At 32.6% G+C, this 12,548-nt stretch carries 12 protein-coding genes; 1 reads left to right on the forward strand and 11 read right to left on the reverse strand.

All coding sequences use genetic code 11. The annotated features are described in order from the left end of the window. Positions 1 to 20: 20 nt before the first annotated feature. The 5 genes from B0A75_RS18725 to aspA form a co-directional block, all read right to left on the reverse strand. Complete coding sequence (locus B0A75_RS18725) at positions 21 to 1,424, reverse strand: HAMP domain-containing sensor histidine kinase (RefSeq protein WP_089055788.1); 1,404 nt, start codon at positions 1,422 to 1,424, stop codon at positions 21 to 23. 1 nt (position 1,425) lies between these two features. Continuing rightward, the gene (locus B0A75_RS18730; protein WP_089055789.1) at positions 1,426 to 2,100 is read right to left on the reverse strand and encodes a response regulator transcription factor; all 675 of its coding nucleotides are present in this window, start codon (positions 2,098 to 2,100) and stop codon (positions 1,426 to 1,428) included. A 163-nt stretch (positions 2,101 to 2,263) separates the two neighbouring features. Further along, positions 2,264 to 2,884, reverse strand: a complete 621-nt coding sequence (locus B0A75_RS18735) for an outer membrane beta-barrel protein (protein WP_089055790.1) — start codon at positions 2,882 to 2,884, stop codon at positions 2,264 to 2,266. A 128-nt stretch (positions 2,885 to 3,012) separates the two neighbouring features. Beyond that, positions 3,013 to 4,287 (reverse strand): BamA/TamA family outer membrane protein, encoded by a 1,275-nt coding sequence (locus tag B0A75_RS18740; RefSeq protein ID WP_089055791.1) that lies wholly within the window; start codon positions 4,285 to 4,287, stop codon positions 3,013 to 3,015. Between the two features lie 154 nt (positions 4,288 to 4,441). After that, positions 4,442 to 5,851, reverse strand: a complete 1,410-nt coding sequence (gene aspA / locus B0A75_RS18745; protein WP_089055792.1) for an aspartate ammonia-lyase — start codon at positions 5,849 to 5,851, stop codon at positions 4,442 to 4,444. A gap of 158 nt (positions 5,852 to 6,009) precedes the next feature. Between aspA and B0A75_RS18750 the strand changes: the two genes are divergently transcribed. Beyond that, positions 6,010 to 6,588, forward strand: a complete 579-nt coding sequence (locus B0A75_RS18750; RefSeq protein ID WP_089055846.1) for a pentapeptide repeat-containing protein — start codon at positions 6,010 to 6,012, stop codon at positions 6,586 to 6,588. Positions 6,589 to 6,597: 9 nt separating this feature from the next. Here the strand turns inward: B0A75_RS18750 and B0A75_RS18755 are convergent, their stop codons facing one another. The 6 genes from B0A75_RS18755 to glyA all read right to left on the reverse strand — a co-directional run bounded on the left by B0A75_RS18755 (position 6,598) and on the right by glyA (position 12,529). Continuing rightward, the gene (locus tag B0A75_RS18755; RefSeq protein WP_089055793.1) at positions 6,598 to 8,001 is read right to left on the reverse strand and encodes an MFS transporter; all 1,404 of its coding nucleotides are present in this window, start codon (positions 7,999 to 8,001) and stop codon (positions 6,598 to 6,600) included. Between the two features lie 39 nt (positions 8,002 to 8,040). Beyond that, positions 8,041 to 8,607: a TetR/AcrR family transcriptional regulator gene (locus tag B0A75_RS20810; protein ID WP_089055794.1), complete on the reverse strand. Its 567-nt coding sequence runs from the start codon at positions 8,605 to 8,607 to the stop codon at positions 8,041 to 8,043. A gap of 97 nt (positions 8,608 to 8,704) precedes the next feature. Next, a complete protein-coding gene (locus tag B0A75_RS18765; RefSeq protein ID WP_089055795.1) occupies positions 8,705 to 9,202 on the reverse strand; it encodes a GNAT family N-acetyltransferase in 498 nt (165 codons plus the stop codon). Between the two features lie 20 nt (positions 9,203 to 9,222). Beyond that, on the reverse strand, positions 9,223 to 10,263 hold the full coding sequence (locus B0A75_RS18770) for a GMP reductase (protein ID WP_089055796.1): 1,041 nt from the start codon (positions 10,261 to 10,263) through the stop codon (positions 9,223 to 9,225). Positions 10,264 to 10,524: 261 nt separating this feature from the next. After that, positions 10,525 to 11,118, reverse strand: a complete 594-nt coding sequence (miaE, locus tag B0A75_RS18775; protein WP_089055797.1) for a tRNA-(ms[2]io[6]A)-hydroxylase — start codon at positions 11,116 to 11,118, stop codon at positions 10,525 to 10,527. 136 nt (positions 11,119 to 11,254) lie between these two features. Continuing rightward, a complete protein-coding gene (glyA, locus tag B0A75_RS18780; RefSeq protein ID WP_089055798.1) occupies positions 11,255 to 12,529 on the reverse strand; it encodes a serine hydroxymethyltransferase in 1,275 nt (424 codons plus the stop codon). Positions 12,530 to 12,548 lie beyond the last annotated feature (19 nt).

Below are 12,548 nucleotides of genomic sequence, written 5' to 3' on the forward strand. Positions count from 1 at the left end.
TAAGCTCTAATTAGATTTTTCTAAGATTCAACATTAGAATTTTTAATGTTATTCTTTTTGATTTTTGATTTATTAAAGATTATAGTAACGATAGTTCCTTTGTTTTGCTCAGATTGCACTTGAATTTCTCCATCATGCATACGAATAATTTTTGAAGCTAAAGGAAGACCTAAACCGTAACCAATATACTTGGCAGCAATTTTTCCTCTAAAGAAAGGCTCATATAAATGAGGGATATCTTCAGGAGGAATTCCAATTCCGATATCATTAATAGAAATTTTAATAAAATCATGGTTAACTGTAAGTACCACAAAAACCTCATTATTATCAGAATATTTTACTCCATTGGTAATAATATTATTAATAGCGAGCTCTAAAAGAGGTTTATTGCAAGGCAGCAGCAGTAAACTTGAATCTTTTGGAGCAAAGTTTAACTTGATGCTTACGCGGTTATCAGGAAAAATTTTATCTAAATCTGATTTAACATCTAATAGCAATTCGTCTATTCTAGCAATATCTAAAACTTGTTTTTTACCGTCATAACCGGTTTGCGTAAGTTTAAGCAAACTTTCGGTTAAGTTTCCTAATCTTGATGCTTGGCTGTAAATATTTTCTAGAGATTGAACATACTCTTTTACCTCACGTTCTTTAAGAAGCATAATTTCTGCTTCGGCGATTATTGTCGTAATAGGTGTTTTTAATTCGTGAGAAGCATTATTTATAAAATTGGCCTGTATTTCAAAAGAGGTTTCTAAACGATCCAGCATATCATTAAAGGTTTCTGTAAGATCTGAGATCTCATCAGAATTCTTGACTTCAGGAAGACGATTGTGCAGGTTTGATGCACTTATTCGGTTTACCTCTCTAATAATTCTTGCTACAGGATTAATAACTCGTTTAGCTAAAAAACGACCTAAAAAGAAAGCCAAAAACATAAACGCAATACCTCCTACGATCAATATTTTTACAATATAAATAGAAGTTGTTTTTCCTTGACGATCTCGTGCACCAACAATTACTATGTATTTTTGATTTCCTTCTTTAAAAATTTGTCCTAAATAATATTTGCTGTTTATTTCATAATAGTTTCTTCCTGTCTCTAATATGGTAGAATAAAACTCATTAGGAAGATTTAAGTCTGTATTGTAATCAAAGCTGTTAGCGCTGTTTACTTTAAGCACATACTCTTCTTCCTCGATAAGTTCTTCGAGTCCGTTTTTCTTTAAATTACTATAATATTTTATCTTTTCAGGATCATTTTGAAAATGAATAGAAGACACAATTTTTGCTCTGTCATCTAATCGTTTCAAAAAATGATAACGATTATTTTCTCTAAACAAAACAAAAACAAGTACACTTAAAAGTAAGGTACTAAAAGTTGAAAGCGCTACATAAGTTAAAGTAATTTTTTTTCTTATATCCATTTTATGGTTTTATCACATAACCTAGTCCTTTCATCGTATGAATGAGTTTGGTTTTAAAAGGTTTGTCTACTTTTTTTCGTAAATATGTAATATAAACATCTACAACATTAGTGTTCATATCAAAATTAATATCCCAAACGTTATCTAAAATCTGATCACGAGAGACAATCATACCGGCATTTTTGCCTAAATAATACAATAATTTAAACTCTTTTGCAGTCAAAATTATAGATTCACCGTCTCTTTTAACTGTTTTTGCACGTCCATTTATCTCTAAATCTCCTACCGAAATAACATCAATTTTATCTGTTTCTTGATGTGCTCTACGATGTAAAGCGTTGACTCTTGCATCAAGTTCTCCAAACTTAAATGGTTTAACCAAATAATCATCAGCTCCTGCATTAAGGCCGGTTACGATATTTTCTGATGTTCCTAAAGCTGTTAAAAGCAAAACAGGCACAAAGTTTTTACTTGCGCGAAGTCTTCTGCATATTTCAATTCCATTAATATCAGGCAGCATTACATCTAGAATTACAACATCAAAATTATAGTTGTGAATCATTTCTAGTGCAGTTTTACCATCAAGTGCCACACTTACTTCGTTGTTATTTTCTGCAAATCCTTTGCGTAAAATCGACAAAAGATTTGGTTCGTCTTCGACTATAAGTAGTTTCATATTAATTTGTATCAACAACAAAAATAGGGATTGCCATTAAAAATACTATTCATAACTGTTATAAATTATGATTTTATTATGAACTCTTGCCTAAATTTTATGCAAAAAAAAAGCAACTTACAATAAGTTGCTTTTTTATATACTAAAATTAGGTTGTTTAGTACTAGTTTTTGAAATTAAAACTCAATACAGCTCCTAAACCAAACTGGAAAGTAGAAACATAATCGTCAACTGCAACTGGTCCATACCAATATGTCCAATAATAACTCTGACCAACTGCTGCTGACATAGATTGTAAATAGGCATTAATATTTACAGAGACTGTTGAAGCGGTTTTAATCTTTACCCCTCCTTTTATATCCCAGGCAAAATAAGTACCACTTCCGCCCTGAGGTGTTTCAATAATACCGACTCCCGCTCCAGCGCCTAAATAAGGCAAAAGATTTGAGCTTGTATCAAAATAATGAGTAAAATCGGCAAGAATGAAATTAAAAGCTCCTTTATCGTTTCCAGCATTGATTTGGTTTCCTGTTGGACCATAAAATGGAATTTTAGTATCAGCTCTTAAATACTTTAATTCAACTGAATTGTTTGTTGAGAAAAAATATTCAAAACCAGCGCCATATTGAAAACCATCTTCAACTGTTGCTGAATAACCATCGTAGTCGATGCTGTCAGAAAAATTGTAACCACCATACAAATTAAGAGAAAATGACCTCGCATCTTGCGCATTCATTCCTATTGCAAATAGGAAAAAAACTAAAAATAAACTGTACTTTTTCATAAATTTTGTTTTTGAAAGTTAATAGGGAAATCAAATTTAAGTTTTTTCTTCTAAATTTTAAATAAATTTTAACAAAAAAAATCAGACTAGTAATTTATTAAGTTATTAAAATACATTTGATTACAAATTTAAAATGTCTCGCCTGCATTCAAATAGAATCCTTTTGAACTATTTCCCCATGCATAATCCACAATTAAATTTGTCCGCGTTTTTTTATCAATTAGAATTCTTAATCCAATACCAGCTGCAGGTTGAATTGCATGAAAAAGAGATGTATTTGCATCATTATTACTAGCAGTTACAAAATTGGTAAAAACAGTACCGCTTATCATTTGATTGCAAGTAATGGGAAATCGAAGTTCTGTAGAGAGATAAATCAGTCCATCTCCTCTAAATAAGCCTTGTGTATACCCCTCTCCGCTCCTGCTGCGCTGATCCCAGCCAATTGCGGGTAAATTTAAATAAGGTACTTTGCCTCGTGTAACAAATTGTCCGTAAGCCCAAATTCCTAAAATATAACGGTCGTTTTTACTTGATAACGGAATAAACTGTCTGAATTCTGTATACAAAACATTACTGTATTGTTGATTATCAAATAAAACGGGATTAAAACGATAATTAACATTAGCGAACCAGCCACGGTTCGAATTCACTTGATTATCTCGTGAATCGTATACCATATTAAAACTTACTCCTGTTAGAAAATATTCTAAATTGTTAAATCCGTGCTGTTGGCTGTAATTGTAATGATAAGTCAAATTTCCATTTGCAAAATCCAGTTCTTTGTCGTTTATATTAGTGTACCAATCAATATTTACACCTCCGCCCACATAAAAATTCTTTCTTACTTCAAAAGAAGCAGTTTGATGAAACTTAAAATAATTATAATCCATTGATTGTGCAATCGAGTCGATACTAAAGCTTGGGTCTCGATCGCGTCGAGGCGGAATAATATCGGTGCCTAGACCATAATTAGGCTGTGAAAAAATATAAAGACGATAATCACCGCTTAGAAAAATTCTATTATTCTTCAACAAAATATTATTTTTCACATTGATCATCCATTGCTTTTTCAAAGTGTAAATAATTCCAAGATTTGCGACAGAATATTTATCAGCCTCTTGTTTGCCTTTAAAAGTGTATTGCGCAACTCCTCCAAAAAAAAATCCGGTCGCTGGTTGTGAGCCAATTGCCGGAATTACAAGAAAAAAATTGCTTTTAGTAGGTTTAACAATATAAATGGAATCTTTCTTTTTAAAGACTTCAAAAATAGTTTTTGGTGCACATATTTCTGAATTGTTTGTCTCATATTCCACTTGTGCAGTTAAATATAAAGGAGTAAAAAGAAGCAGGACTGCTAGTTTCAGGATGTGTTTAAAATAAGTATTTTCTAAGAATTTCACTCTTTAAAAGTTTTAATTTCTACTAAAATCATATTCAAACCTTCTGTAAATATAGCTTATTTTCAACACATTACTTAAATTTAATTCGTTTAATTGTATAAAAAAACCGTCAATTTGCATTGACGGTTTTTACTAACGAATTATATAGAATCAATTATTTCGTAATAAACTTTGGGTGAATTAAATTTTCTAATGAATAAATTTCATCCCATTTTTCCTGTGTAATCAGCTTTCTTTCTAAAACCGCAATTTGATGTACGCTTTTGTTCGTTTTCAAAGCTTCACCTGCGATACTTGCACTTTCTTCGTAGCCAATAATTGGATTTAATTGAGTTACGATTCCAATGCTGTTCATTACCATATTATAACAATGATCAACATTTGCAGTAATTCCGTTGATACATTTATCAATTAAAGTCTGAATAGCATTTGACAGATAATCAAGCGATGTAAACATTGCAAAAGCAATTACAGGCTCCATAACATTCAATTGCAATTGTCCTGCTTCTGCGGCCATCGTAACCGTTAAATCCTGACCAATTACATAAAAACAGGTTTGGTTTACCACTTCTGGAATTACAGGATTTACTTTTCCAGGCATTATAGACGAACCTGGCTGACGTGCCGGCAGATTAATTTCGTTTAAACCAGTTCTCGGCCCTGAGCTTAATAATCTTAAATCGTTACAGATTTTAGAAATCTTAACGGCAGAACGTTTTAAAGTTCCCATAATCTGTACGTATGCTCCTGTATCAACTGTTGCTTCGATTAAATCTGGAGACAGCGTTAATGCAATTCCAACTTCTTCAGCAAGATATTTCACGCAAATTTCAGGATAACCTTCGGGTGCATTTACTTTCGTTCCAATCGCAGTTGCTCCCATATTGATTTCTAATAATAATTCCTGAGCATTTCTTAAACGCTGAATGTCTTCGCCAATCGTAGTCGCATAAGCTTTAAATTCTTGCCCTAAAGTCATTGGCACAGCATCTTGCAGCTGCGTTCTTCCCATTTTTAGAACTTCTTTAAACTCCTCACCTTTTTTTGCAAAAGCAATTTCTAATCCAGAAAGCGTTTTAATAAAACTTTCCATTTTTAGATACAATGCAATTCTAAATGCCGATGGGTAAGCATCGTTTGTAGACTGTGAACAATTTACATGATTATTGGGATGCAAAAAGTTGTATTCACCCTTTTTATGTCCCAAATATTCAAGTCCAATGTTTGCAATAACTTCATTAGCATTCATATTTACAGATGTTCCCGCACCGCCTTGAATTAAATCACTCACAAATTCGTCATTAAATTTCCCCGCAATTACCTGATCGCTTCCATAACAAATCGCTTCGGCAATTTTAGGATCTAATGCACCACAGTCTTTGTTTGCCAAAGCAGCTGCCTTTTTTACATATCCTAAAGCTTTGATGAACAAAGGCTCTTTAGAAATAGGAATTCCAGTAATATTAAAATTCTCTACCGCTCTAAAAGTCTGGATTCCGTAGTATAAATGATTTGGAATTTCCAGCTCTCCCAGAAAATCATGTTCCTTTCTTGTTGATTCCATATAATAAAATTGCTATGTTTTTAACTTAAAAATAAATGTAAAGCTACATCAAATTATGCATTAAAAATGTGAATGAAATCAAAATGATTTGCGATTTGCATGGAATATTTTATTCTAAATTATTACCTTTTCACTCTCAAACAATTATCAAAACAGAGTTGAAAAAAGAAAGCGAATATTTTCTTGATAAAGAGTTTAATACGATTATTTACGCCAAAGACGATCTGAATTTTAAAGATTTTGAATGCTGCGTTTTTAATAATTGTAACTTTTCTGCTTGTACTTTTCTTGCTGTTACTTTTATTGACTGCGTTTTTAACGATTGCATTTTTAATGAAGCCAAAATTAATTATGTAGCTTTTAGAACAGCTTCTTTTAATCGCTGTGAAATTAAAGAAGTAAACTTCGCCATGTGCGACAAACTAATTTTTGAAGTCAGCTTCACAGATTGTATTTTGGACTTTTCAAAATTCTATACTTTAAAAATAAAGGGAACTCCATTTGTCAATTGCAGTTTAATTGCAGTCGATTTTATGGCCGCTGATTTAACCAATGTTATTTTTGATAATTGCGATTTATACCGTTCTGAGTTTGATAGAGCAATTGCCAACAAAGCCGATTTTAAAACGAGTTACAATTATACTATTGATCCATCTAAAACCAAACTTAAAAAAGCCGTTTTTGCTTTGAAAGAATTAAAAGGTTTGTTGTTTAAACATGATGTAATTGTGAGTTAATGAGTAACATTAATCTGCTTTTTTAGGAAGTACTGACTTTGGCAGATACAATAAAATCACTAACACACTTACCAAGCAAAAAAAATGAATAAGCATGCCATAGAAAAAAGCATTGTAGAAATGCTGAAAATCAATGGTACCTTTTGTTAAATAGTAAAATACACTTCCAGTAATAGCAATTCCTAAAGCCCCAAACAACTGCTGCAATGTAGAATAAACACCAGAAGCATTTCCGATAAGATTTTGTGGTAAATTTTTGAGAGCAATATTGGCAAATGAAGGCAAAACCAGTGCAACACCAGCGCCATGTAAAAACATTACTATATATCCTCTAAAATCAATTGTTTCGTAATAAAAAAGAACAAGTTGAAGAATAAGCACAAACATAAGTAACAGTACGCCAAATATCAATGCAAATTTCCCATAACGCAGCACTAATTTTGCAGAAAAAAATGAGGCAAGAATAAAACCGCTTCCTTGAAATACAATAAAATATCCTGCATGCATCGGAGACAGTCGAATTCCTTCCTGAAGAAAAATCGCAAGTACAAAAAAATAGGCATCCAGCATTAACATAAAAAGTGCTGACGCTGAAATTGCCATATTAAAGTTCCTATAGGTGAAAAGTTTCATATCTAATAAAGGTTCTTTTTCTTTAGATTTTCTTCTTATCTGTCTGAATATAAAAGCAAAAACAAACAAAATAGATAAAGGCAAACCAATTTTAATAGAGCCGTTTTGTTCTCCTCCAGTACTTAAAGAAAAAACTAATAGGGCTAGTCCTCCACATAAAATAAAAGCACTCAAATAGTCCATTTGCATAGAAGAATTATCCCTAGATTGAGTAAGATAGCGAGTCGCCAGCAATAGACCTGCTGCACAAATAGGAATGTTTATGAGAAATATATAACGCCAAGAATCGTCAATTAAAAACGGTTTAAGTTCTACCAAGAAACCACCTAAAAACTGCCCCAGCATAGTGCCAATACCTATAGCAATTCCGTACCAGCCCATCGCATAAGTACGTTCCTTATGATCAGTAAAAAGAACTTGTATATAAGATAAAACTTGTGGTGACATTAAAGCCGCACTTATTCCTTGAAAAAATCTTAGTAAAATTAGATAGTCAATTGTTCCCGCAAAGCCACATCCCGCAGAACAAATCATAAATAGAAACATTCCTAGAATAAAAATTCTCTTTCTCCCGTAATAGTCCCCTATTTTACCGCCAATTATTAAAAAAGAAGCAAATCCAACCATGTACATTGAAACTACTAGCTGTATTTTTCCATTATTGGAGACAAGCCCTCGTTGAATTGAAGGTATGGCGATGTTTACAATAAATATGTCTAGTATAGTTAGTAAATGTCCGAGTAACAATACGAGCAATGAAATGTGTTTTGTATTTTTCATAATATATAGAACGATCTATCTATTTTAGATTAAAAAAAATTAGAAAAGTTGTTTAATTGTATTTTTTAAAGTTTGGAGATCATTAGTATTTCCATTTATACTTGCTGACACTACTGCTCCTTCTATTGTTAAAAAGACGATATTTTGTAAGACGCTTTTTTCTACCGAAAGTTTTTCTACGGCACTTATTTCATCAATCAAGACATTAATATAATCTTTTTGACGCTTTTTATGTGCAGCAATAAATTGCTCAACTCTTTTATCTTCTCTACCAATTTCTGCATTTATTTTAATAAAATGGCATCCAGAACAATTAGAATCCTCTTGAAGTTTAATACGATAATTAACCAGTTTAAGTAGTTTTTGTATAGGATCTATCTCTTCTTTTAAATAGTTGTCAAGATCATTAAAATACTCTATTTCTTGTTGCTCTAAATAATGATACAACAAATCGCTTTTGGATTGATAATGCTTGTAAAGAGAACCAATAGCAATACCAGCTTCAGCAATAATCTGATTAATTCCTGTACTGTTATAACCTTGATGATAAAACAGACGAGAAGCTGTATCAAGTATTCTTTCTTTTACACTGGCTTTCTGTTCCATTCTTTTTTTTGTCAAAGATACAATAAAATAGATAGACCTATCTATATATCGCTCAAAATTAAAATTTATTCAAGTTTGAATTTAGTTTACTAAGAAGTTATAATGGTTTTCTCATTACAAAATCCTCCATTAAATAACCATTTCCAATTTCGATATCAACTTCTTCTTTTACGTCGAAACCAACTTTTTTATAGAAATTCAATGCCGTGTTAAAACGGTTTACATTTAATAAAAGCGCAGTCGAATTATTCTTTAAAGCTAATTCTTCAATTAAATCAAAAACTATTTTTCCGTAACCTTTTCCTTGCGTTTCTGGCAAAAGATATACTTTATGAATTTTAGTTACAGCTTCATTTTTGTAATTATGCTCAATTCCGATGAATCCTATAGTGGCTGCTGAATCTAAAATCAAGTAAAACAATTGTTCTTTAGTCTCGATTTGTTTACTTAAAGCTTCATCTGAATAAAAAAGCTTTAACATGTAGTCTAACTGAGCTTTAGATAAAATACTTCCATATGTAATTGGCCAGGTGATGTTTGTGATTTCTTGAATTATTTTAACATCATTTACATCTGCTTCTGAAATTGTAATCATATTATATTCTGAAATTTCTTTTAATTTGTAAAAACTTGATTTTCTTGTTCACTCACTCTTATAAATGTAGTTCGCTTAGAAAGTTCTTTTAATCTTGGAGCGCCAACATAAGTACAAGTACTTCGTAGTCCACCTAAAATATCCAAAACAGTCTGAATTACATTTCCTTTAAAAGGCACTTGAACTGTTTTTCCTTCGCTTGCTCTATATTCTGCAACTCCTCCAACATGTTTGTCCATTGCAGTTGCCGAACTCATTCCGTAAAATTGTTTAAATTTTTCGCCGTTTATTTGGATTAGTTCTCCTCCACTTTCAGTATGTCCGGCAAGCATTCCGCCTAACATTACAAAATCTGAACCTGCTCCAAAAGCTTTTGCAACATCACCCGGAGTTGTACAGCCGCCGTCACTTATAATATGTCCGCCTAAACCGTGTGCCGCATCTGCACATTCTATAATTGCAGAAAGCTGCGGATAACCAACGCCTGTTTTAACACGTGTTGTACAAACAGAACCTGGACCAATGCCAACTTTTACAATATCGGCGCCTGCCAAAAGTAATTCTTCTACCATCTCGCCTGTAACGACATTGCCAGCAATAATTACTTTATCTGGATATTGTTTTCGAGTTTGTTTTAAAAACTGGACAAAATGTTCTGAATATCCATTGGCAACGTCAATACAAATAAATTTTAAGAGCGGGTTTGCAGTAACTACTGTTCCAATTTTTTCAAAATCTTCTTTTCCTGTTCCTGTGCTTATGGCGATATAGTTATAGAAATCTGAAGTAACATTTTTCAGAAAATTATTCCATTCTTCTAAAGTATAGTGTTTATGAATTGCAGTAAAAAGTTTTTCCTTTGCCAGAACCTTCGCCATTTCAAAAGTACCGACCGTATCCATATTTGCTGCCATAATCGGAATTCCTGTCCAATCTGCCGTACTGTGTAAAAACTTGAAATTTCGTTCGAGAGAGACTTCAGATCTGCTTTTTAGTGTAGATCTTTTGGGGCGAATCATTACATCTTTAAATCCTAATTTCAGATCAGTTTCTATTCTCATAGTTCAAGATTTTGGTTACTCTCAAAGATAGGAAATTTTAAATTCTAGACTTTAGATTTTAGATTAACAAAAACTTGAACTTGTGAACAATTATCAGGCTAATTTACTTTCGCAAAAGCGTCGATCGAAAAGATTTTTGAACATCTGACCTACGATGCACCAGCTTCGACTTCGCTCAGCCTGACAAATCTAAAAATTGAAAACTGCTAATGCGACTGAGACTAAACACTCAAAAAAAACTGAACACTGAACACTAAAAGATTATCCGTGAATAGTTTCACCTTTTCCGTAATTGGTAATGATTGATTCTTCAAATTCCAACCATTCTCTCCAGCGTTTTTCAACATCTATTCCAACTCCATATTTTCTAGCATAAGTTATAAAAGTTGTATAATGACCTGCTTCGCTTTCCATTAATTCTCTATAAAAAACAGCCAGCTCTTCATCTTTAATATTCTCAGAAAGAACTTTAAAACGCTCACAGCTTCTAGCTTCGATCATTGCTGAAAATAATAATCGTTCTACTAAACCTGAAACACGACTTCCGTCTCCGCTTTTCTTCATATATAAATAAAGTTCATTTACATAATCGTCTTTACGTTCGCGCCCTAGTTTTAGTCCTCTTTTTATAATGATATTGTGAACCTGTTCAAAATGATCGATTTCTTCTTTGGCTAAAGCTAATAAATCTTGAACTAAATCTTGATGTTCAGAGTTGTTGGTAATAATTGTAATAGCATTTGTTGCTGCTTTTTGCTCGCACCATGCATGATCTGTTAAGATTTCTTCTATATTTTTCTCAACAATATTTACCCATCTTGGGTCAGTTGGCAATTGTAATCTTAGTACGCCCATTTTTTATATTTGTTTCAGGTTTATTTTGTTTAACGTTTCAAGTTTTCTATTCTAAACGAAAAAAGTTTAAAGTTTTAAACCGTCTTTTGAACAGTCCAAAACTTTAAACTTGAAACTTTAAACTTGAAACTATTTTTTAGTAAGCAAAAATTGGTCTTTCGCTCATCATTTCGTTTACTTGTTCAGCAACTTCTTCGATAACATCTTCATTTGTGTGATCTGTAAGAACTTTATCGATTAAAGCAACGATAGTTTCCATGTCTTTTTCAACTAAACCACGAGTTGTGATTGCAGCTGTTCCTACACGAATTCCAGAAGTAACAAATGGTGATTTATCATCAAATGGAACCATATTTTTATTTACTGTGATTTCTGCTTTTACTAATGCATTTTCAGCTTCTTTACCAGAAATATTTTTGTTTCTTAAGTCAATAAGCATCATATGGTTATCAGTTCCTCCAGAGATAATGTTGTAACCTCTTTTTACGAAAGCATCTGCCATTGCGTTTGCATTTTTTTGTAATTGCATTGCATATGTAAAGAATTCATCTTTAAGTGCTTCGCCAAAAGCAACTGCTTTTGCAGCAATAATATGCATTAAAGGTCCACCTTGATTTCCTGGGAAAACTGCTAAATCTAATAATGAAGACATCATTCTGATTTCTCCTTTTGGAGTTTTTAAACCTTGTGGGTTTTCAAAATCTTTCCCCATCAAGATCAAACCTCCACGAGGTCCGCGTAATGTTTTGTGAGTTGTTGTTGAAACAATATGACAATGAGGGATTGGATCATTCATTAAACCTTTTGCAATTAAACCTGCAGGGTGAGAAATATCAGCAAATAAAATTGCTCCTACGCTGTCAGCGATTTGTCTGAAACGAGCAAAATCCATATCACGAGAATAAGCCGAAGCTCCTGCGATAATTAATTTTGGCTGCTCTTTTGTAGCAATTTCTTGAATTTTATCATAATCTAAACGACCTGTTTCAGCATCTACACCGTAGAAAACTGGACGGTACAAACGACCAGAAAAGTTAACTGGTGAACCGTGAGTCAAGTGACCACCGTGCGATAAATCAAATCCTAAGATTGTATCACCAGGATTTAAACAAGCGTGATATACAGATGTATTTGCTTGTGAACCTGAGTGAGGCTGTACGTTTGCATATTCAGCACCAAACAATTCTTTTGCTCTGTCAATAGCAATTTGTTCAATAACGTCAACTACTTCGCAACCGCCGTAGTATCTTTTGCCAGGATAACCCTCGGCATATTTATTAGTTAAAACAGACCCAGCTGCTTGCATTACTTCATCACTTACAAAATTTTCTGAAGCGATAAGTTCTAATCCGTGAATTTGTCTATCTTTTTCCTCTAGGATAAGACTAAAAATTTGTTCGTCGCGTTGCATTTTTTCGTTTTTCGTTAAT

The organism is Flavobacterium oncorhynchi (assembly GCF_002217355.1).
In the GTDB taxonomy this organism is placed as follows: Bacteria; Bacteroidota; Bacteroidia; order Flavobacteriales; family Flavobacteriaceae; genus Flavobacterium; species Flavobacterium oncorhynchi.

Coding starts and splice junctions, on each gene's coding strand:
- B0A75_RS18755 (WP_089055793.1), bottom strand. CDS start 8,001: ATGAAAAATACAAAACACATTTCATTGCTCGTATTGTTACTCGGACAT.
- B0A75_RS18730 (WP_089055789.1), bottom strand. CDS start 2,100: ATGAAACTACTTATAGTCGAAGACGAACCAAATCTTTTGTCGATTTTA.
- B0A75_RS18765 (WP_089055795.1), bottom strand. CDS start 9,202: ATGATTACAATTTCAGAAGCAGATGTAAATGATGTTAAAATAATTCAA.
- B0A75_RS18770 (WP_089055796.1), bottom strand. CDS start 10,263: ATGAGAATAGAAACTGATCTGAAATTAGGATTTAAAGATGTAATGATT.
- B0A75_RS20810 (WP_089055794.1), bottom strand. CDS start 8,607: ATGGAACAGAAAGCCAGTGTAAAAGAAAGAATACTTGATACAGCTTCT.
- aspA (WP_089055792.1), bottom strand. CDS start 5,851: ATGGAATCAACAAGAAAGGAACATGATTTTCTGGGAGAGCTGGAAATT.
- B0A75_RS18735 (WP_089055790.1), bottom strand. CDS start 2,884: ATGAAAAAGTACAGTTTATTTTTAGTTTTTTTCCTATTTGCAATAGGA.
- miaE (WP_089055797.1), bottom strand. CDS start 11,118: ATGGGCGTACTAAGATTACAATTGCCAACTGACCCAAGATGGGTAAAT.
- B0A75_RS18725 (WP_089055788.1), bottom strand. CDS start 1,424: ATGGATATAAGAAAAAAAATTACTTTAACTTATGTAGCGCTTTCAACT.
- glyA (WP_089055798.1), bottom strand. CDS start 12,529: ATGCAACGCGACGAACAAATTTTTAGTCTTATCCTAGAGGAAAAAGAT.